This is a genomic window from Agrobacterium genomosp. 2 str. CFBP 5494, from assembly GCF_900013495.1.
Classification (GTDB): Bacteria; Pseudomonadota; Alphaproteobacteria; order Rhizobiales; family Rhizobiaceae; genus Agrobacterium; species Agrobacterium pusense.
Genome location: NZ_LT009719.1, coordinates 1,899,183 through 1,918,531 on the forward strand (window position 1 = coordinate 1,899,183; position 19,349 = coordinate 1,918,531).

18 protein-coding genes and 1 pseudogene are annotated in these 19,349 nt (G+C 60.3%); 15 read left to right on the forward strand and 4 right to left on the reverse strand.

From position 1 onward, the window contains the following. Positions 1-198 precede the first annotated feature (198 nt). The 3 genes from AGR2A_RS23625 (at position 199) to AGR2A_RS23635 (ending at position 2,114) form a co-directional block, all read left to right on the forward strand. Positions 199-1,314 (forward strand): CobW family GTP-binding protein, encoded by a 1,116-nt coding sequence (locus AGR2A_RS23625; RefSeq protein WP_167378242.1) that lies wholly within the window; start codon positions 199-201, stop codon positions 1,312-1,314. Further along, a complete protein-coding gene (locus tag AGR2A_RS23630; RefSeq protein WP_037093066.1) occupies positions 1,311-1,580 on the forward strand; it encodes a hypothetical protein in 270 nt (89 codons plus the stop codon). Before AGR2A_RS23625 ends, AGR2A_RS23630 begins: the two co-directional genes overlap by 4 nt. 96 nt (positions 1,581-1,676) lie before the next feature. Continuing rightward, positions 1,677-2,114, forward strand: a complete 438-nt coding sequence (locus AGR2A_RS23635) for a YqaA family protein (protein WP_072492981.1) — start codon at positions 1,677-1,679, stop codon at positions 2,112-2,114. A gap of 157 nt (positions 2,115-2,271) precedes the next feature. On the opposite strand, the gene zigA is transcribed toward AGR2A_RS23635, so the two are convergent. Continuing rightward, positions 2,272-3,477, reverse strand: coding sequence for a zinc metallochaperone GTPase ZigA (zigA, locus tag AGR2A_RS23640; protein WP_072492980.1), 1,206 nt, complete (start codon positions 3,475-3,477; stop codon positions 2,272-2,274). 339 nt (positions 3,478-3,816) lie between these two features. Here zigA and aztA point away from each other — a divergent pair, with 339 nt between their 5' ends. The 10 genes and pseudogenes from aztA (at position 3,817) to AGR2A_RS23690 (ending at position 13,747) form a co-directional block, all read left to right on the forward strand. After that, complete coding sequence (gene aztA / locus AGR2A_RS23645; RefSeq protein WP_004445037.1) at positions 3,817-4,629, forward strand: zinc ABC transporter ATP-binding protein AztA; 813 nt, start codon at positions 3,817-3,819, stop codon at positions 4,627-4,629. After that, positions 4,622-5,488 carry a zinc ABC transporter permease AztB gene (gene aztB / locus AGR2A_RS23650; RefSeq protein ID WP_072492978.1) on the forward strand — a complete coding sequence of 289 codons (867 nt, stop codon included), beginning with the start codon at positions 4,622-4,624 and terminating at the stop codon, positions 5,486-5,488. Before aztA ends, aztB begins: the two co-directional genes overlap by 8 nt. A 27-nt stretch (positions 5,489-5,515) precedes the next feature. After that, positions 5,516-6,541, forward strand: coding sequence for a zinc ABC transporter substrate-binding protein AztC (gene aztC / locus AGR2A_RS23655; RefSeq protein ID WP_072492977.1), 1,026 nt, complete (start codon positions 5,516-5,518; stop codon positions 6,539-6,541). A gap of 357 nt (positions 6,542-6,898) precedes the next feature. After that, complete coding sequence (locus AGR2A_RS23660) at positions 6,899-7,912, forward strand: LacI family DNA-binding transcriptional regulator (protein WP_006700382.1); 1,014 nt, start codon at positions 6,899-6,901, stop codon at positions 7,910-7,912. 258 nt (positions 7,913-8,170) lie between these two features. Next, a complete protein-coding gene (locus AGR2A_RS23665) occupies positions 8,171-9,529 on the forward strand; it encodes an NAD(P)H-dependent oxidoreductase (protein WP_072492976.1) in 1,359 nt (452 codons plus the stop codon). Between the two features lie 17 nt (positions 9,530-9,546). Further along, positions 9,547-9,849 carry a putative quinol monooxygenase gene (locus tag AGR2A_RS23670; protein WP_034497555.1) on the forward strand — a complete coding sequence of 101 codons (303 nt, stop codon included), beginning with the start codon at positions 9,547-9,549 and terminating at the stop codon, positions 9,847-9,849. A gap of 12 nt (positions 9,850-9,861) precedes the next feature. Next, positions 9,862-10,764, forward strand: coding sequence for an NAD(P)-dependent oxidoreductase (locus tag AGR2A_RS23675; RefSeq protein ID WP_072493415.1), 903 nt, complete (start codon positions 9,862-9,864; stop codon positions 10,762-10,764). A 22-nt stretch (positions 10,765-10,786) separates the two neighbouring features. After that, positions 10,787-11,782 (forward strand): DctP family TRAP transporter solute-binding subunit, encoded by a 996-nt coding sequence (locus AGR2A_RS23680; RefSeq protein ID WP_072492975.1) that lies wholly within the window; start codon positions 10,787-10,789, stop codon positions 11,780-11,782. Positions 11,783-11,911: 129 nt separating this feature from the next. Then, positions 11,912-12,463: a TRAP transporter small permease gene (locus tag AGR2A_RS23685; protein ID WP_072492974.1), complete on the forward strand. Its 552-nt coding sequence runs from the start codon at positions 11,912-11,914 to the stop codon at positions 12,461-12,463. A gap of 3 nt (positions 12,464-12,466) precedes the next feature. Next, positions 12,467-13,747: pseudogene (locus AGR2A_RS23690) on the forward strand (TRAP transporter large permease). A gap of 24 nt (positions 13,748-13,771) precedes the next feature. On the opposite strand, the gene AGR2A_RS23695 reads toward AGR2A_RS23690, so the two are convergent. Together AGR2A_RS23695 and AGR2A_RS23700 are read right to left on the reverse strand one after the other, a co-directional pair. Next, the gene (locus tag AGR2A_RS23695; RefSeq protein WP_072492973.1) at positions 13,772-14,668 is read right to left on the reverse strand and encodes a LysR substrate-binding domain-containing protein; all 897 of its coding nucleotides are present in this window, start codon (positions 14,666-14,668) and stop codon (positions 13,772-13,774) included. A gap of 85 nt (positions 14,669-14,753) precedes the next feature. Next, on the reverse strand, positions 14,754-15,950 hold the full coding sequence (locus AGR2A_RS23700; RefSeq protein WP_004445010.1) for an MFS transporter: 1,197 nt from the start codon (positions 15,948-15,950) through the stop codon (positions 14,754-14,756). A 124-nt stretch (positions 15,951-16,074) separates the two neighbouring features. Here AGR2A_RS23700 and AGR2A_RS23705 point away from each other — a divergent pair, with 124 nt between their 5' ends. Then, a complete protein-coding gene (locus tag AGR2A_RS23705) occupies positions 16,075-16,929 on the forward strand; it encodes an AraC family transcriptional regulator (protein ID WP_004445008.1) in 855 nt (284 codons plus the stop codon). A gap of 58 nt (positions 16,930-16,987) precedes the next feature. Here AGR2A_RS23705 and AGR2A_RS23710 read toward each other — a convergent pair whose 3' ends face one another. Continuing rightward, positions 16,988-17,878, reverse strand: coding sequence for a helix-turn-helix domain-containing protein (locus AGR2A_RS23710; RefSeq protein WP_072492972.1), 891 nt, complete (start codon positions 17,876-17,878; stop codon positions 16,988-16,990). Positions 17,879-17,970: 92 nt separating this feature from the next. On the opposite strand from AGR2A_RS23710, the gene AGR2A_RS23715 reads away from it, so the two are divergent. After that, complete coding sequence (locus AGR2A_RS23715) at positions 17,971-19,242, forward strand: ABC transporter substrate-binding protein (RefSeq protein ID WP_072492971.1); 1,272 nt, start codon at positions 17,971-17,973, stop codon at positions 19,240-19,242. The last annotated feature ends 107 nt before the right edge of the window (positions 19,243-19,349 follow it).

Below are 19,349 nucleotides of genomic sequence, written 5' to 3' on the forward strand. Positions count from 1 at the left end.
AACGTGGAACGATTAAAACGAAAGTGAAGGAAACGGATTTATTATTCCATTTCCTTCGTTCCACGGTTTTTTCATGCGCTTGGCCACCGGCGCGTGTCTCCGCTGGATTCCGTCCTGTCGAAATCCAATAGTTGCCATTGATATGTTATTACATTACGTATTGCATTGCTGTGAATTTGTGCGGGCGAAGAGGTGGATGTGTTCGGATTGAAGCGTAAAAAGGCGGTTGAGCGCAGGGACGATTTGGCTGGCCTGCCATCATTGCGAACGGTGCCGGTTACCCTGCTTACCGGCTTTCTCGGTGCAGGCAAGACCACCTTGCTGAACGCGCTTCTGGCTGAGCCGGCCATGCGGGATGCGGCCGTGATCGTCAACGAATTCGGCTCGGTGCCCATCGACCACGGTCTGGTGCGGACGGGGTCCGAACGATATTTCAGAACGACGACGGGTTGCATCTGCTGCACCGCCACGAGCGATATCCGCACCTCGCTTTACGAACTGCATCAGGCCATTCTGGAAGGGGTAATGCCTGATGTCTCGCGGGTTGTCATCGAAACCACCGGTCTTGCCGATCCTGCGCCGATCATCAACAGCCTCATCGCCGGCGGCACACCGGCGCTGGGCCTGCGGGATCACATCGTCGCCCGGCATTTTCATCTTTCGGGCGTGGTGACGGCTTTCGACGTTGTCTCGGGCCCGCCGATGCTCAACAGCTTCATTGAGGGCTGGAAACAGCTTGCCTTTGCCGACCACATCGTTTTGACGAAGACCGATCTGGCCGATGACGCGGCGCTGTACCGCGAAAGCCTCGCCGATCTCAATCCCGCAGCCTCGTTTCATGATCGCAATGCAGCCGATTTCGATCTGATGTCGTTGTTCAACGCATCGGATTATTCGTTGTGTGGCAAGCCGGAGGATGCGCCTGCATGGCTCGCGGCCGACAGGCTGAGCCTTCATGCGGCCCATCAGCACGATATCAACCGCCACGGCGTCGGGGTCGAGGCCTTCAATCTCACCTTTGACGGGGTTTTTGACCCCCAGGCGATTGTGACTTTTCTCGAGCTCGTCACCAGCAATGTGCATTCCCTTCTTCTGCGGCTCAAGGGAATTTTCGGGGCGACGGATGATCCGGAGCGACCGGTTGTCGCCCACGCGGTGCAGCATCGGCTTTATCCGCTTACCCGCCTGGAGCGCTGGCCGGATCAAGATCGTTCGACACGTATCGTGCTGATCGGCATGGACATGCCGCAAAAGCCCATTCGCGAGCTTTTCGACACATTGGCCGCGCAGGCAAGGCGGAAGGGCGGGGCATGAACAATCCGCTTGCACGCAGTGGCTCCGCGATCATCTCGCACGCCCGTATTCTGAAGCAATGGTCACGCGATTTGCTGCAACTCAAGCCGGAGGACAGTATTACCGTCAGCGAGCTTTCCTGCGCGCTGCCGGATTGCCCGCCACGGGAAACGGTGATCGTCATCCTCGCCGTTTCCGGTACGACCCGGCAATTATCCATCCACAAGGCGCTTCTCGCGGTGGATCATGACGATATTGTGCGCGCCATTGCCGCGAATTCAGCTTGAGAACCCGCCTCCACGCGGCAGAGCCGCTTGACCGCCGCGGCCCTTATCGCCACTTCAGGGACAGCGATGGGATTCGCGGATGATGAAGGGCACGGAATGGCCGATCTGGCTGTATATGCGGGTTTGTTTCTGACGGCGTTCATTGCGGCGACCATCCTTCCCATGCAGTCGGAGGCGGCGCTTGCGGGGCTCATTCTTCTGAAATCCCAGCCCGTCTGGCTGCTGGTTGTCGTGGCGAGCGTCGGCAATGTCGCCGGGTCCTTCGCCAACTGGCTGCTTGGCCGTGGCATCGAACGTTTTCGACATGAACGTTGGTTTCCGGTCGGGGAGGCTGCGCTGCAACGGGCGCAGAACTGGTACCGGCGTTACGGCAAATGGTCCCTGCTCCTCAGCTGGGCGCCGATCATCGGGGACCCTCTAACGGTTGCGGCCGGCATCATGAAAGAGCCGCTGCCGGTGTTTCTGCTGCTGGTCACCATCGCGAAGGTCGGGCGATACGTGGTGGTCGCGCTGGTGACGTTGAATTTTTCATGAAGCCTCTCCTCCGTCATGCCGGACTGGATCCCGCATATCCAGCCACGGCGCGTCTGCGCCGTGAAAAGAGTTTTTCGCGATCAAGAACTTGACCGCGCTGTGCCCGGACCTTGTCCGGGGTGAGGGTTCGCGGCTGCTCTGCATCGGTAGCTACCGCTCAAGCCGCCTGCCGGTCCCAGCTGGCGAAAGGATCGGGCAGGTGCCGCCAGGCATCGGGCGTGAAGGCATCCGTGTCGATCAGGCAGGCATCGAGCTGGGCGCGGATGCGGGCTTCATTCATTGGATCGGAACCTATGAAGACGATTTCCTGCCGGCGGTCGCCGAAGACCGGGTCGAGATAGGGCTTCATCATATCAAGGAACTGCTTTTCGCGCGGCCATTGCTCTTTCGGCACGGCGGACCACCAGAGACCCATCTTGCCGGTGCGAACCAGGGCGCCGGCCTGGCTGATCTCTCCCACATAACGCGGCCGCGTCGCCAGCCAGAAAAAACCCTTGGCGCGCACGACCCCCGGCCAGGCGCGATCGATGAAACGCTGGAACAGCACGGGGTCGAAAGGCTTTTGGGCACGATAGACGAAAGAGCGAATGCCATATTCCTCGGTTTCGGGAATGTGGTCCTTGAAACCATGCAATTCCTTGAACCAGAGAGGGTGTTCTTCGGCCCTGGCGAAATCGAAGCGGCCAGTGCCCAGAACCTCCTTCAGCGCCACCTTGCCGAAATCGGCCTCGATGAGTTTTGCATCGGGGTTCAGCCCGATGATGATCTTGCGGGCGGCATCCCGCTCCTCTGGCGTTGCAGTGCCGATCTTGTTGAGCACGACGACATCGGCGAATTCGATCTGCTCCACCAGAAGATCGACGATGGTGCGGTTGTCGCCGTCACCCGCCGTTTCGCCCCGGTCGGCCAGAAAGTCGGATGAACCGTAATCGTTGAGAAGATTGGCGGCGTCCACCACCGTCACCATCGTGTCGAGCCGGGCAACATCGGAAAGGCTGCGACCATTCTCGTCGCGGAAATCGAACGTCGCGGCGACGGGAAGCGGCTCGGCGATGCCGGTCGATTCGATCAGCAGATAGTCGAAACGGTCCTGCTCCGCCAGCGCCCGCACTTCCTTGAGAAGATCGTCACGCAGGGTGCAACAGATGCAGCCATTGGTCATTTCCACCAATTGCTCTTCGGTTCGGGAGAGATTGGCCCCGCCGTCACGAACCAGCGCCGCATCGATATTGATCTCGCTCATGTCGTTGACGATCAAGGCCACGCGCAAACCATCGCGATTGGCGAGAATGTGGTTCAAAAGCGTCGTCTTGCCAGCGCCTAAAAAGCCGGAAAGCACGGTGACGGGTAGTTTTTTCGACATTTGGACCTCGTTTTGTAAACGTGTTTCGAGTGGACCTCGGCGGGCACATCGGGGCATTGGGAAACGATCCGGCGCGCATCGTCACCATATGTAATGTAATAACATTACATATACGGGGCATGTCAACAGGTGAGCGAGAAATTGCCTTCGGCATGAGCGTGGTGGTTACGCGTCCGGATGAATAATTCGCCGTTTGCCAGCAACGGCCTACCGCCGGAGGTGACAGCGTGCCAGTCCGCCTCCACCAGTAAATGTTATTTCATTACATATTCGTTTGACGAATGTAATAACATTACATATCAAGGGTCATCGAATGACATCCTGCTTCCGGAGGGATCGATGAACGATCCGTGCCTTATCTTCTCAAATCTGACCCTTGGATATGCCGGCCGGGCGGCGGTGCACCATCTCAATGGTAGTATTGCCTGCGGCTCGCTTACCGCCGTTATCGGCGCCAACGGCTCGGGAAAATCCACGTTGATGAAAGGCATTGCCGGCATTTTGAAGCCGCTTGGCGGCGAATGTCGGGTCAGTCCGGCGATCTCCGTCGCCTATCTGCCGCAACAGTCGGAGCTGGACCGGTCCTTTCCCGCTCAAGTACGAGACCTTGTGGCCCTCGGTCTCTGGCCGAGACGCGGCCTGCTCGGACGACACCGTTCCGAAGATCGGACGGCGATCGACCAAGCGCTGAAAGCGGTCGGACTGTCCGGTTTTGAAAGGCGAAATATCGACTCCCTCTCGGGTGGCCAGATGCAGCGTGCCCTTTTTGCAAGGGCCATGCTGCAGGATGCGCAGCTCATTCTGCTCGATGAGCCCTTCAATGCCGTCGACGAGCGCACGGTGACCGACCTGCTGGTGCTGATCAAGGCATGGGTGGCGCAAGGGCGCACCGTTCTGGCCGTACTTCACGATCACCAGCTCGTACAGCAGCATTTTCCCCAGACGCTTTTCTTGGCGCGAAGGCTGGTCGGGCTTGGTCCAACGGCTGAAGTCCTGCAGGCGGAAAATCTTCGTCAGGCCCGACATTTCCATGAGGCGTGGGAGGCGAACGCGCCTTGGTGCGCGCCGGCTTCCCCTCCGCTCCCTCCGGATCCGGCGGCGCCGCCGCACGCCCACGCCCACTTCCACGCGAATTCGAATAGCCATGGCTGATATCTTCATCGATCCTTTCATCCAGTATGTCTTCATGCAGCGTGCGCTTGCCGGTGCGCTGATCCTCGCGGTCAGCTGCGGTCCCGTCGGGGTTTTTCTGATGCTGCGCCGCATGAGCCTGACGGGGGATGCCATGTCGCACGCCATCCTGCCGGGCGCTGCTGTCGGCTTTCTGTTTTATGGGCTGGACATTCTGCCGATGACGATTGGCGGGCTCGTCGTTGGCCTCGTGGTCGCGCTGGGGGCCGGCGCGGTGTCGCGTTTCACCGTTCAGAAGGAGGACGCCTCTCTCGCCGCGCTTTATCTGATTTCGCTGGCGCTCGGCGTGCTGCTCGTCTCATGGCGTGGCTCCAGCGTCGACCTGATGCACGTTCTGTTCGGCACGGTGCTGGCGCTGAACAATGAGGCGCTCGGACTGATCGGCGGCATCTGCGTCATTACGCTTGCGGCGATGATCACCTTCTGGCGCGCGCTCGTGGCGGAATGCCTCGATCCGCTCTTCCTGCGCTCGGTCAGCAGATGGGGCAGCCCGGTGCATTTCCTCTTCCTCGGCATCGTCGTGCTCAATCTCGTAGGTGGCTTTCAGGCGCTGGGGACGCTGCTTTCAGTCGGGCTGATGATGCTGCCGGCTGCCGCCAGCCGCTTCTGGTCAAATCGCGTCGCGCCCATGTGCTTCATTTCCATCGGCATCGGCATGGTGTCCTGCTTTGCGGGTCTTGTCCTGTCCTATCACGCGTCGCTGCCATCGGGCCCGGCTATCATCCTTTCGGCGGGTGCCGTCTATGCGCTCTCCATCCTCTTCGGCACGCGCGGCGTGCTCATCGATCTTCTCGGTTCCGGCCGCCACCGCGCGGCCTGAAAACAGCCTTTGAAACAGGAGAATCCAATGTTCAAAACCTTCCGCTTAGCCACGTGCGCCAGTCTTCTTTCCCTCTCTCCGGTTCTGACGGCGCAGGCTTCCGCCGCCGAACTGAAGGTCGTCGCCAGCTTCTCGATCATCGCCGACTTCGCGAAAAATGTCGGTGGGGATCGTGTGGAGATCACCACGCTCGTCGGGCCGGATGGCGATGCCCATGTCTACGAACCGCGCCCTGCCGATGCTGTCGCCGTGAGCAAGGCGGATGTGGTGCTGGTCAACGGCCTGGAATTCGAAGGCTTTCTGAAGCGGCTGATTGAAACGAGCGGCACGAAGGCGCCAGTTGTCGAGCTGACCAAGGGTGTCGAGCCGCTCAGGCTTTCCGACGAGCCCGCCGGCCACGCCCATCCTGAGGCCGAGGAAGAGGAGGCTCACGACCACAAGACCGGGGAAGCCGGCCACAAGCACGAAACGGCTGACGCCCACGATCACGACCATGGCCATGAAGGACATCACCATCACGGCGAGTACGATCCCCATGCCTGGCAGTCCATCAAGAATGCCCAAATCTACGTGAAGAACATAGCCGGCGCCTTTTGCAAGGCCGACAAACCCGGCTGCGCTACCTATACCGCGAATTCCGACGCCTATGTCGCCAAGCTTGCCACTCTGAACGAGAAGGTGAAGACGGAGATCGCCGCGATCCCGCCGGAGAAGCGCGTCATCATCACGTCGCATGATGCCTTCGGTTATTTCGAGCATGCCTATGGCCTGAATTTCCTCGCGCCGGAGGGCATCTCGACGGAGTCCGAAGCCTCTGCCGCCGATGTCGCCAAGCTGGTGGACCAGGTCAAACACGACAAGGCTTCGGCCATCTTCGTCGAAAACATCACCGACAAGCGGCTGATCGACCAGATCGCCAGCGAAACCGGCCTGAAGGTTGGCGGCACGCTTTATTCCGACGCGCTTTCCACGGCCGATGGCCCGGCCGCGACCTATATCGACATGGTCAACCACAATATCGAGACCATCTCGGCCGCTGTACTCGGGCAATAAGACCGCCGTTCAGCCGAAAAGTTTCAGGGTGGCTTCGGCCACCCCGATTTCGCTCATGTCATTCAGGCCGGGATCGCCCTGCTGTCGTCGGCGTGATGAAACGGCCTGACCGAGCCTGAGCTCGAGCTTGCCATCGGTTCTGGCCGGCGACCCCCGTCGACTTTTCGCCCTGGCAGGGACGGACCGGAACTTTCGAGTTGTCCGATCCGGCCACTATAAAACTCTAATTTGCGGCCGATTGATCGTTTGGCCGTTGATAACCGCATCGGACCGGCTTTTCGTGCGAAGGCCCGTCGATGTAAAGTGCCACCTGTGACGTTCATGGGGGCAAGCACTTTGGCCAAATCTATCAGGACGATGGAGGAGTTTTCGGAGTTTGTCGGCCTTTCCCGCCCGACCGTTTCGAAATACTTCAATGATCCGGCCTCGGTCCGCAAGAAGACGCGGGATGCCATCGAGGATGCGCTGAAGAAATCCGGGTTTCGGCCGAACATTTTCGCCGTCAACCTCAACCGCCGCCGTTCCAACATCATCGGCATCATCATCCCGAGTTCCACCGACCCCTTTTATATGGCGCTCACGAGCCGTATCGAGCTCATCGCCAGCGAAGCCGGGTTTCTGGCCTTCGTGCTTTCATCGGACGGCAAGCCCGAAATCGAAGACCGCGCCATCCGCACCTTCAAGTCGATGAACGTGGCGGGTGCCATCATCGCGCCGCTTGGCGTCAAATCCCATCGCGCTACGCTAGAGCAACTCGCGGCCACTGTCCCGATCGTCTATGTCGATTCGCCACTCGACGAGACGTCTGCCTTTGTCGGCACAGATAACCGGCAGAGCGTGGGACTGATGGTGGATTATCTCTGCCGGTCGGGAGAACCGCCCTGTTTCTTCGACATGCCGCAGGTCAATACCAATGCCGCCACGCGTCGCACGGCCTATGTGGAGGCCATGCAACAGCTCGGCTTCGAGCCACATGTGATTAACGTCCCGGGCGACATCACATGGGAGTTTGAACGGTTTGCTTTCGAGGAAGCAGGCCGGCTTCTGGAACGGCGCACGCTTCTGCCGTCGCGGACGATCCTGTGCGCCCATGACCGCATCGCCTTCGGCGTCATCGCCGCGGCTTTTCAGAAGGGCATCAGGGTCGGCCACGGCGCCGATTACGATCTGAGGGTCGCTGGCCACGACGATCATCCGCTGGCGCGTTATGCCTGCCCGCCCATCACCACCGTGGCGCAGAACTACAACGAGATCGGCAGGCTGTCGATCGAGCTGCTGTTTCAGAAACTGAACGAGGAGGCAGACGATGCCACCCGAATGCGGGAGCGCATCCTGCTCAGCGCCGATCTGATGCTGCGGAAATCGGCCTGAGGATCGTTAGAAAAACTAAAATAAAAATGTGATTCTCTAAATAGAACTAATATTTGAACGCTCCTACTCTGTTCTCAAGGTTGCTTTGGGAGGCGACCGCGAGAGCCGGCGCACAGGTGTGCCGGGCTTCGGGAGGAACGTCAGATTGCCAAGTCTCCAGTGCCGTGAGGGGAGCCTCGCAGCCGCGGTATCGCATGGTTTTCGCCGGGCTGACTGGACATTCTCGCCAGCAATTTCCCCAGCGAAGGATGATGAAACATGAACCTCTATTCTCTTCTGTCAGAACGTGCGGCCGGCGGCAGGCCTGTCCGCGTCGGTCTCATCGGCGCGGGCAAGTTCGGCTCCATGGTGCTGGCGCAGGCGCAGCGCATCGCCGGTTTCCACATGGTCGCCGTTGCGGACCTCAATGTCGGAAAGGCGAAGGAATCGCTGGATCGCGTCGGCTGGCCGAAGGAACGCTACGATGCGAAGAGCTGCGCCGAGGCGCTGAAGAGCGGCAAGACCTATGTGACCGACGACGTGAACGAGCTTTTCGCCTGCGGTGAGATCGAATGCGTCATCGAGGCCACCGGCCATCCGCTGGCCGGTGCCCGCCACGCGTTGGGTGCCATCGACCACAACAAACACGTCGTCATGGTCAATGTCGAAGCCGACGTCATGGTCGGCCCGATCCTTGCCGAAAAGGCCCGCGCCAAGGGCCTGATCTATTCCATGGGTTACGGCGACCAGCCGGCGTTGATCTGCGAGCTTGTCGACTGGGCGCGCGCCACCGGCTTCGAGGTCGTTTCCGCCGGCAAGGGCATGAACTTCGAGCCGCGTTACCGTTATTCGACGCCGGACACGGTCTGGGGTTATTTCGGCTGGACGGACGAGGAAGTGGCCAAGGGCGACTTCAATCCGAAAATGTATAATTCCTTCACCGATGGCACCAAGGCAGCCATCGAAATGGCGGCTGTCGCCAATGGTACGGGGCTGGATTGCCCGGATGACGGTCTGGCTTTCCCGCCCGCCGGCCTGCACGATCTCGCCCGTGTTTTCCGTCCCGCCGCCGATGGCGGCCGCATGGCCCGTTCAGGCCTGGTGGATATCGCCGCGAGCCAGGAGCCGGATGGACGCGAGGTGTTCAACAACATCCGTTACGGCGTCTTCGTCACGTTCAAGGCGCATAATGAATATGCCCGCGCCTGCTTCAAGCAATATGGCCTGCTGACCGATCCGTCCGGCTGGTATGCCTCCATGTGGCGTCCGTTCCATATCATCGGACTCGAAACCTCGATCAGCGTGCTCTCTGCCGTATTGCGAAACGAGGCAACCGGCTGCTCGAAGGAGTTCCGCGGCGATGCCGTCGCCACCGCCAAGAAGGACATGCAGCCCGGCGAAATGCTGGACGGTGAGGGCGGTTATGCGGTCTGGGCGAACGCCATTCCAGCGACCCGCAGCCTGGACATGAAAGCGCTGCCGATCGGCCTCGCCCATAACGTCAAGCTGAAGCGCGCCATCAGGAAAGACCAGATCGTCAGCTTCGACGATGTGGAGCTGGTCAACGATCTCGACGTGGTGAAGCTGCGTCAGGACATGGAAAACCGCTTCCGCCCGCAAAAGGACGCTGCGGCGTGACGGGCGGGGATCAGGACATGTCGAAGGGGGCCTTCGTGGTGATAGCGGAATTTCGGGTCAAGCCCGACGCGATGGAGGCCTTTCTCGACGCTGCGCGTGATGACGCCACCCATTCGGTTCGTGATGAACCGGGTTGCCGGCAATTCGACGTGGTGCGGCCGGAAACGGGAAACAATGTGGTGTTCTACGAGGTCTATGACGACAAACAGGCTTTTGACGACCACCTGAAGACACCGCATCTCGACCGCTTCCGCGAGGCGTTTCCGGCGCTTATCGAAGAAGAACTGCCGGTGCGCTTCCTGAACCGGCAATGGCTTTGAAGGATGGAAACGATGGCAGACATCCGCCAGGTCGCCGTTATCGGTACGGGTATCATGGGCGCACCCATGGCGGCGCGCCTGGCAGAGGCCGGGTTTTCCGTCAAGGCCTGGAACCGCAGTGCCGACAAGGCTGCGGTTCTGGCGGAGAAGGGCGTCCAGCCGACCGTAACGGCTGCCGAGGCTGCGGCCGAAGCGGATGTGGTGCTCTGCATGCTGAGTTCCGGGCCGGTCTGCAACGATGTTCTGCTCGGTTCGCCGGGCATCGTTTCAGCCATGAAGCCCGGTGCGGTTCTGCTGGTCATGAGTTCCATTCCCGTTGAAATTGCGATGGAACAGGCTGAAGCCGCCATGGCATGCGGCGTCAGATATGTCGATGCGCCCGTGTCCGGCGGTGAAAAGGGAGCGATCGAAGGAACGCTCGCCATCATGGCCGGGGGTGAACAGCGGGATGTGGATGCGCTGCGGCCGCTCCTCGGTTGTCTTGGCCGCGTCACGCACGTAGGGCCGGTGGGCTGCGGCTCTCTGGCCAAGCTTGCCAATCAGCTGATCGTCGCCTCGACAATCTGCGCCGTTGCCGAAGCTCTCACCCTTGCGGAAGAAGGGGGAGCGGACCCGGCACAGGTGCGCCACGCCCTGCTTGGCGGATTTGCCGATTCCACCGTCTTCCGTCAGCACGGAAAACGCATGGTTGAGGGCGATTTCCGCCCCGGCGGGCCGGCGAAATATCAGGTCAAGGATACGTCCACGGCGCTGGCCTTCGCCAGAAGCCGCGGCCTGACATTACCGGTCAGCGAGGAGGTTGACCGGCTGTTTCGCTCCATGGTCGAGCATGGCGCGGGCGAGCTTGATCACAGCGGTGTGATCCTTGAAATTAAGCGCATGAATGCGTTCGGAGGAACGCTCGAAACTGTTTAAGACACAACAAAGGGAGGAACACATGAAAATTTCAAAACTTTACGGGCTGGCCCTTGCCGCCACCATGCTGGTCGCATCGATTGCACGGGCCGAGACGCTGACGCTGTCGACGCCGGATGCAGACAATTCCGAAATCACGCTTTCCGCCAACAAGTTCGCGGAACTGGTTTCAAAAAAGACCGACGGCAAACTCAAGATCAAGGTATTCCCCAACGGTACGCTTTATGGCGGCGATCCTTCGGCGGGCGTCAAGCAGCTGGCCGGCGGCTCGCTTGACATGCTCCTGAATTCGACATCGCTCTACGCGACGTTCAACCCGAAATTCACAGCTATCGCCATTCCCTACCAGTTCCGCGATATCGACCAGCTCCGGGTCTATCTCGACAGCGATCTCGGCAAGGAGCTTTCCAGCGATCTGAGCAAGATCGGCATTCTCGGGCTCGATCTCTGGTCACGGCCGCTGCGCCAGATCACCAATTCGAGGGCGCCGATCAAATCCCCAGCCGATTTGAAGGGCATGAAGCTGCGGGTGCCGAACAATCCGCTCTGGGTTGAATTCTTCGGCGCCATGGGGGCCGCCCCGACGCCGATGGCTTTTGCCGAAGTCTATAATGCCCTCCAGCTCAAGGTGGTCGACGGGCAGGAAAATCCGGTCAATGTGCCGGTCAGCGCCAAGCTCTACGAGGTGCAGAAATACCTGACGATCAGCAACCACATCGCCGACGCCTGGGTGCTGGGCATGAATCCTGCCCGTTTTGAAGGTCTTGATAAGAACTTCAAGACCGCGCTCAAGGAGGCTGCCGTGGAAACGGAGGCCTGGAAGGCGCAGAACGACGCTGCCGATATCGACAAGTCACTGGAAACGCTGAAAAAGAACGGCATGGAGGTGAACGCGCTGACCGATGACGAGCGCAAGGCTTTCGTGGCCGTGGCGGCCGGCCTTTCGGCGAAATTCTCCGCTCTGGTGAAGGATCAGGCCTTCTTCGACAAGACGCAGGCGTTCCTCAAGACGAACTGACCTTTCCGCAAACGGACGGCCGGGTTTCGATCCGGCCTTCCCAAATGTCAGGCAGGGTCGTCTTGCCGTGAGGGCAGGGTGGCATTCGTTTTACCGGATATCCGGTTTCAGCAGTGGAAGGGTATTGTCATGAACGATACGAAACCTTCGGTGCTCGGCACCATCGTAAGACTCATCGCCGATGTGGCCGCAGGCGCGGCCTGCGCCGGCATTCTCATCGTCGTGCTCCTCCAGGTCATTGGCCGCCTCATCGGCAGTCCTCTCCCCTGGACCGAGGAAGCGACCCGCTTTCTCTTTATCTGGATGGTGTTTCTGGGCCTCGCCGCCGGCTTCCGCACCGTTGAAAGCGCCCGTGTTGTGGTGTTTCTCGTGCTGTTTCACCGCTTCTTCCGGCGGCTCGCGGTGCCGATCTACGTCGGTTCATCCGTGTTCTTCTTCGGCATGATGGGCTGGACGGGCCTGACCATGGTGCGCCAGCAGGTCATGATGAACGAAACCGCCGCCACGCTTCCCATCCCGATGTGGACCATCGGCATCGTTCTGCCGGTTTCCGCCATCATCGCCGTGCTCGCCATCGTCGAATCGCTGTGCAGCCGCCGGGAGCTCATCGCGCTTCCCGAGCTTGGCCTGCCGGCGGACGAGATCGCACACGCCGACATCTCCATTTCAGCAGGACATTGATCCATGTCGGTCTTTCTTCTCGTCGCCTTTTTCGGTCTCAGCATGCTCGGTGTACCGCTTGCCATTGCGCTGGCGCTCGCCAGCGTCGGCACGCTCTGGCTCTTTACCTCCATGCCGATGGACCTGCTGTCGCAGACGATGTTCTCGTCCATGAACTCCTTCCTGCTCGTCGCCGTGCCGCTGTTCATCCTCGTCGGCACCGTCATGGAGCGGGGGCGTGTTGCGGAGCGCATTTTCGATTTCGCCGAGGCCATGGTGGGCTAGTTGCCCGGCGGCCTCGGTCACGTCAACGTCATCTCCTCGGTGATTTTTTCCGGTGTCTCCGGCTCGTCCGTCGCCGACATCGCCTCTGTCGGCGCCATCGAGATCAAGGCGATGGAGCGGCATGGCTTCCCGAAGGGTTATGCCGTCGGCATGACGCTTTGCACCTCCACGCTCTCCTCGATCATTCCGCCGTCGATCCTGATCGTCATTGCCGGCTCCATCGCCAACGTGTCCATCGGCACATTGCTGATCGCGGGCCTCGTGCCCGGCCTCTTCATCGCCTTCGCCTTCCTGGTCTTCAATCACTTCTATTCCGTGCACTACGGATATAACCCGCCGACCCCCTTCAACTTCCGTCTGGTTGTCATCACCGGACTTCGCGCCATCCTGCCGATGCTCACCCCGCTGATCCTCATCATCGGCATCGCCAGCGGCCTGTTCACGCCGACGGAAGCCGCTGCCATCGCGGTCGTTTATGTCGCGGTGCTCGGCGTCATCGTCTACCGCACGCTGCCGGTGCGCGAACTGCCGGAAATCCTCATCTCGACGGCACGCATTTCCGGAACCATCCTGTTCATCGCCGCCACTTCGCAGCTGGCTGCCTGGGTCTTCACCTTTGACGGCCTGCCGGAACAGGTCGCCGAACTCTTGAAGGCGATGAACCTCGGGCCGATGACGGGCATGCTCGTGATCTTCGTGTTCCTGCTGATCATCGGCATTTTCATGGAAGCGATCCCCGCCATGTTCATCCTCATTCCGGTATTGATGCCGCCGGTCGAAGCGCTCGGTATCGATCCGATCCATTTCCTGATCGTCACTGTCATGACGCTGACGCTCGGGCTGGTGACGCCGCCAGTCGGGGTCTGCCTGTTTGCCGCAGCCCAGGTCGCGAACATGAAGATCGAGGATGTCATCCGCGGTTCGCTGGCGCCGATGACGGTGCTGACGCTCGCCATATTTGCGCTGGTGCTTTTCCCGATCCTGACGCTTGGGCCGATACGGCTGATGGGTCTCTACTGAGCCGAAACAGTACGCCCGAAAAACTCAGACAACGCGACGGTCACGCCACTCGTCGCGTTGTTTTCGCATCCACTCCAGGAAAAGCGTCACCTTTCGCTGCCGCAGGTGAGAATGCGGGCAAACGATCCATTGGGTAACGAGCTTGATGCGCGGTGCGTCGATGACGGGGCAGACAAGCGCCCCGGTGCCCAGTTCCCGTTCCATCATCAGCGTGCTTTCCAGCGCGACGCCCAGACCGCCGGCCGCGGCGTCGATGGCCATATGGCTGCGGTCGAACAGCACGCGCCGCCATCTTTTGTCTGAATGGACGCCCGCCATCGGGAACCAGTGCGTCCACTGCGCCTGTGCCTTCACCGAATGGATGAGCCGCAGTTCAAGCAGATCGGCGGCCTGAAGGCTTCCGGTGGCGGCATAGTCCGGTGAGGACACCGGCAGGAATTCCTCTTCCACCAGCCCTTCCACGAAGAGGCCCGGCCAACGACCATCGCCGTGGCGCAGCTCCACATCGACGAGCTCCTGTGAAAAATCGGTCGGCTCGTTGGTGCCGTCCAAGCGCACTTCCAGTTCAGGGTGCTCCTCCAGAAAGGAGCCGAGACGCGGCAGAAGCCATTTGTTGGAAATGGTCGGCGTCGCCCGGATCGTCAGTGCCGTGACGGAACGGAAACCGCGAATGCTGTCGGTCGCGTCGGATATCTGCTCGATCTGGGCGGTGATCATCGAAAAATAGCGCTCGCCCGCTTCCGTCAATGTCACCTTGCGGCCCGTCCGCGCCATCAGCGTCGTGCCGAGCTGGCCTTCCAGCAGCTGGATCTGCTGGGAAACGGCCGAAGGCGTCACGCTCAACTCTTCCGCCGCCCGGGAAACGCTGCCCGCCCTTGCCGCGGCGTGGAAAACGAGGATCGATTTTATCGGGATTTGCATGGATAGGGCTTTGCTCAACGGAATACGGAGGTCACCCGAGTATCACAGGTGACCGCCGTGTTGAAAAGCGTTGAACGCGAGGCTTTTAGCGGTGGCTCGGCAGTTTGGGCAGGAAGACCGTCAAAAGACCGAGCAGCGGCATGTAGGAGCAGATGCGGTAGACGAATTCAATGCCTTCCTTATCCGCATAGACCCCCAGAACCGCAGCCCCGATGCCGCCGAAACCGAAGGCGAAACCGAAGAACATGCCGGCGATGAGGCCGACGCGGCCCGGCACAAGCTCCTGCGCGAAAACGACGATGGCCGAGAAAGCGGAAGAGAAGACGAAGCCGATGACGACGACCAGAACGGCTGTCCAGAACAGGTTCGCATAGGGCAGCATTAACGCGAAGGGAATGACGCCGAGGATCGAGAACCAGATGACGACGCGCGAGCCGAAACGGTCACCGATCGGGCCGCCGAAGAACACGCCCAGTGCCGAAGCGCCGAGGAAGAGGAACAGCAGTACCTGCGCGTCCTGCACGCCAAGGCCGAACCTGTCGATGGTGTAGAAGGTGAAGTAGCTCGACAGGCTGGCGAGATAGGCATTCTTGGTGGCGGTCAGAACCACCAGCACCAGAAGCGTCATCATCACGGTTCCGCGTGAGAGCGGCAGGGCGCGGCTGGCCGGAGCCTTGCCGACGGTTGCGCGGCGGTGGCGGGTATACCAGACGCCGACCCAGGACAGCACGCCGAAGCCGAGGAGCGCAATCAGCGAGAACCAGCTGAGGCTCGACTGGCCCAATGGAATGACGATGAAGGCGGCGAGCAGCGGGCCGATGGCCGTGCCGGTATTCCCACCCACCTGGAAGAAGGACTGCGCCAGACCATGGCGGCCGCCGGATGCCAGGCGGGCAACGCGCGAGGCTTCGGGATGGAAGATCGCCGAGCCGATGCCGATGAGGCAGGCGCCAATCACCAGAACCTCGAAACTATGGGCAAAGGCGAGCGTGATGAGGCCGGCGCAGGTGGAGAGCATGGCCACGGGCAGGGAAAACGGCATGGGCCAACGGTCTGTCACCATGCCGACGACCGGCTGCAGCAGCGATGCCGTGACCTGAAAGGCGAAGGTAAGCAGTCCGATCTGTACGAAATCGAGCGCGTAATTGGCTTTCAGCAACGGGTAAAGCGACGTCAGCAGCGATTGCATGATGTCGTTCAGCATGTGGCAGAAGCTCGCGGCTGCGATGATTGAAAACGCCGTGCGTTGCGGGTTGAACCCGGTGCTGGTGACGGTGGCCATGAATTATCCTCTCCAGATCCCCGCCGATGAAACGGGAAACATGTCTTTATTTGCTCCCGCTTTTATTCATATTGTGTCTGGCCTGCATTTGTGTTCTGGACGAGTTTCTTTGTGAGTGGGCCAAATGGCAAAAATCAAATCGCGACAGACAGTCGGTGTGACGCTCGAGGAGCATGAGCGCAGCCTGAAATTGATCGACGGCACCAATGAGCCGGTGCTGGCGCTCCATCGCATCTATCCGACGGGGCATCGCACGCCGCCCCACAACCATAGTCGCGTGCAGATATGGTGCGCGCGCCGGGGGGTGGTGCTGGTCAGCACGGCGGATGGGCGCTGGATGATACCGCCGGGTCACGGGCTGCTCATTCCCGCCGGTCTGCAACATGAGGCCGAAGTCATCTCCAATGTCGAGATGCACTCCATCTACGTCCATCCCGATCTCTTCCAGGCAACGTCTCCAAGGGTCGTGGAAATAACAGATCTCGCCTCGAGCCTCATTTCCGAGTTGCTGGCCGAGGAACATCAGCCAGCTGCTTTTCACCGGCAGGGTCTCGTGCGCGCACTTTTGCTGGATGAAGTGAACCGCCTGCCGGAACGCCCTTTGGGTTTGCCATTTCCGGACAATCAGCGGCTGGCAGCGCTTTGCCGGGATTTCCTCAACAGGCCCGTGGCGCGGGTGGAGATCGATGACTGGGCGGCGGCCATGGGCATCAGCCGCCGGTCCTTTACGCGTCTGTTTCGCAAGGAACTGGGGGTGAGCTTCGCCACATGGCGTCAGCAGGCCTGCATCTTCGCCTCCCTGCCGCGGCTGGCGGCGGGGGAGGCCGTGACGAACGTGGCGCTGGATGCCGGTTATGAAAACATCCCCGCTTTTACAACGATGTTCCGGCGAATGCTGGGCAGCTCGCCCCGGGCTTATCGCCAGGCGGCGCGGCAGCGCAGCGCTGCTTTTCCCGATTTTGAAGAGATGGGTGGCTAGGGTTGGGGTGCTCACTCAACCTCATCTCTGTGACGAGCACAGGAATGAGGAGGGCACCCTAAGCCGCCGCCGCCCGCATGTCGCGGCGGAAATCGGAAGGCGACATGCCTGATATCTGGCGGAATGCCTTGTTGAATGCGCTGACCGAGCCGAAACCGCTTTCCATGGCGATCTGCAGGATATTGTCCTTGCCCGTCATCAGCATGGCCTGCGCGCGCGAAAGCCGGAGCAGGGTCAGATATTTGATCAGCGTCATGCCGGTGGATTTGCGGAACAGGTTCATCGCATATTTCGGGTGAAGCGCGGCGGCGCGGGCGATGTCGGTTGCGTCGATATCGTCGAGGAAATTGGCGGCAATGAAATCGCACATGCGTACCACGCCGATGGAGGGCGCCATGCCCTCATCATTCTCTCTGCGTTTGCCGCTGGCGGCGGAAGATACGACGGCGTATGGCTCGAGGAACATCCGCTCGACCCTGAGCAGCAATTCTTCCACCGCGTGCTGGGCTTTCGCCGGGTCGCCGGAGGTGACATAGCGAAACCAGCGGCCGAAATTTTCGGCGTCTGCCTTGTCCGTCTCAGCACTCACCATCGTCGCACCGCCCATCAGCAGGCTGGAAACGGTAGCGGGCAGGCGCATGCGGAAAAAATGCACGAGCGGAAGATGCGCGCCGGCGTAAAACGAATCGTCGGAAGAGTGGTCCATCTGGTGCGGCTGGCCACCCCAGAAGATGCACATCTGGCCGGAATTAAGCGTAAGGTCATGATCGCCCATGCGATAATGCACCGATCCCGCCATCACGTAATTCACCTCCACCTGCGCGTGCCAGTGTGGCCTGAGCATGATGGGCGGGTGATTGTGAAAAAGCTGAAGGGTTGTCGGCATGCCTTCGATGCTGCTTGCACCCGGCTGGTAGAAGGCTCTTTCAGCAATCTTACTTTCCGCCAAATCGATGTTCCCTTTTTACGAGACAGATTTCCTGCCGCCGGTAATGTGCCCATGTTCGCTGAAGAACGGCAATTGAAAAAGGGAGGTTTTCAATGTGCTTGAAATTTCTTGGCGCGTCTACGGCCATGCTGCTTCTTGCAGCCCCGGCTTTCGCGCAAACCGAGACCGTCACCATCTGGAGCTGGAATGTCGCGGCTTCCGCGCTGAAATCCACGGTAGAGGGCTTCAACAAGCAGAATCCGGATATCAAGATCGTCGTTGAAGACCTTGGAAACAATCAGGTTTTTGACAAGACGCTGGCCGCCTGCGCCGCCGGGGGCGATGGGCTTCCAGATATCGTCACCATTGAAAATTTCGAAGCGGAACTGTTCTGGAGCCGTTTTCCCGATTGTTTCGCCAATCTGACCGAGCTTGGCTATACGCCTGAGAAACAGGCGCTTTTTCCTGATTTCAAGCGCACGGAACTGGAGGTTGACGGTGTCGCCTATGCGGTTCCGTGGGACTCCGGCCCGGTAGCGGTTTTCTATCGCCGCGACTTCTATGAAAAGGCGGGCGTCGATCCGGCCACCATCAAGAGCTGGGATGATTTCATCGCCGCCGGCAAGAAGGTCATGGCTGCCAATCCCGGAACGGTCATGGCGCAGGCCGACTTCAACGGCGATAGCGAATGGTTCCGCATGATCGCCAATGAGCAGGGATGCGGTTACTTTTCGACCGATGGACAGAACATTACCATCAACCAGCCCGCCTGTGTCGCGACCCTTGAAAAGGTCAAGGAAATGAAGGACGCCGGCATCATCACGGCGGCGATCTGGGATGAAAAGATCCAGGCCAATACCGCCGGCAAGGCCGCAAGCCAGATGTATGGCGCCTGGTACGAGGGCACGATCCGCTCCGGCTCGCCCGATCTCGCGGGCAAATGGGGCGTCTATCTGATGCCGAGCCTCACGTCTGACGGTCCGCATGCGGCCAATCTCGGCGGGTCTTCGCTGGCGATCAGTTCGACGTCCGAGCACAAGGAAGCCGCATGGAAATACATCGATTACGCGCTGACCACGAATGAGGGCCAGGTGACGATGCTGAAATCCTTCGGCCTCGTTCCCTCGCTGCTATCAGCCATCGACGATCCCTTCGTGAAGGAGAAGCACCCCTATTGGGGCGGGCAGGCGGTCTGGACCGATATTCTCGCCACGCTGCCGAAGATCGTTCCAAGCCGCGGCACGGCATTCCAGTCCGATGCGGATGCGATCTACAAGGCAACGCAGACGAAATATTTCGCAGGTGGCTATCCCGATGCGAAGGCTGCGCTCGATGATGCGGCAAAGCAGATCGAAACGGCCACGGGGCTGCCTGTCGCGCAGTAAGCCCGCGGCCAGGACCGAGCGGGTGCCACGGGCTTCTTCTCCCCGAGGGGGAGAAGTCCGCGGCAGCGGGATGAGGGGGCAACGTTGGTGATAGATCGCGAGCTAAC

What these genes read in the sequence shown, in the direction of transcription:
- AGR2A_RS23630 (WP_037093066.1), top strand. Translation starts at nt 1,311, where the DNA reads ATGAACAATCCGCTTGCACGCAGTGGCTCCGCGATCATCTCGCACGCC.
- AGR2A_RS23635 (WP_072492981.1), top strand. Translation starts at nt 1,677, where the DNA reads ATGGCCGATCTGGCTGTATATGCGGGTTTGTTTCTGACGGCGTTCATT.
- zigA (WP_072492980.1), bottom strand. Translation starts at nt 3,477, where the DNA reads ATGTCGAAAAAACTACCCGTCACCGTGCTTTCCGGCTTTTTAGGCGCT.
- aztA (WP_004445037.1), top strand. Translation starts at nt 3,817, where the DNA reads ATGAACGATCCGTGCCTTATCTTCTCAAATCTGACCCTTGGATATGCC.
- aztB (WP_072492978.1), top strand. Translation starts at nt 4,622, where the DNA reads ATGGCTGATATCTTCATCGATCCTTTCATCCAGTATGTCTTCATGCAG.
- aztC (WP_072492977.1), top strand. Translation starts at nt 5,516, where the DNA reads ATGTTCAAAACCTTCCGCTTAGCCACGTGCGCCAGTCTTCTTTCCCTC.
- AGR2A_RS23660 (WP_006700382.1), top strand. Translation starts at nt 6,899, where the DNA reads ATGGAGGAGTTTTCGGAGTTTGTCGGCCTTTCCCGCCCGACCGTTTCG.
- AGR2A_RS23665 (WP_072492976.1), top strand. Translation starts at nt 8,171, where the DNA reads ATGAACCTCTATTCTCTTCTGTCAGAACGTGCGGCCGGCGGCAGGCCT.
- AGR2A_RS23670 (WP_034497555.1), top strand. Translation starts at nt 9,547, where the DNA reads ATGTCGAAGGGGGCCTTCGTGGTGATAGCGGAATTTCGGGTCAAGCCC.
- AGR2A_RS23675 (WP_072493415.1), top strand. Translation starts at nt 9,862, where the DNA reads ATGGCAGACATCCGCCAGGTCGCCGTTATCGGTACGGGTATCATGGGC.
- AGR2A_RS23680 (WP_072492975.1), top strand. Translation starts at nt 10,787, where the DNA reads ATGAAAATTTCAAAACTTTACGGGCTGGCCCTTGCCGCCACCATGCTG.
- AGR2A_RS23685 (WP_072492974.1), top strand. Translation starts at nt 11,912, where the DNA reads ATGAACGATACGAAACCTTCGGTGCTCGGCACCATCGTAAGACTCATC.
- AGR2A_RS23695 (WP_072492973.1), bottom strand. Translation starts at nt 14,668, where the DNA reads ATGCAAATCCCGATAAAATCGATCCTCGTTTTCCACGCCGCGGCAAGG.
- AGR2A_RS23700 (WP_004445010.1), bottom strand. Translation starts at nt 15,950, where the DNA reads ATGGCCACCGTCACCAGCACCGGGTTCAACCCGCAACGCACGGCGTTT.
- AGR2A_RS23705 (WP_004445008.1), top strand. Translation starts at nt 16,075, where the DNA reads ATGGCAAAAATCAAATCGCGACAGACAGTCGGTGTGACGCTCGAGGAG.
- AGR2A_RS23715 (WP_072492971.1), top strand. Translation starts at nt 17,971, where the DNA reads ATGTGCTTGAAATTTCTTGGCGCGTCTACGGCCATGCTGCTTCTTGCA.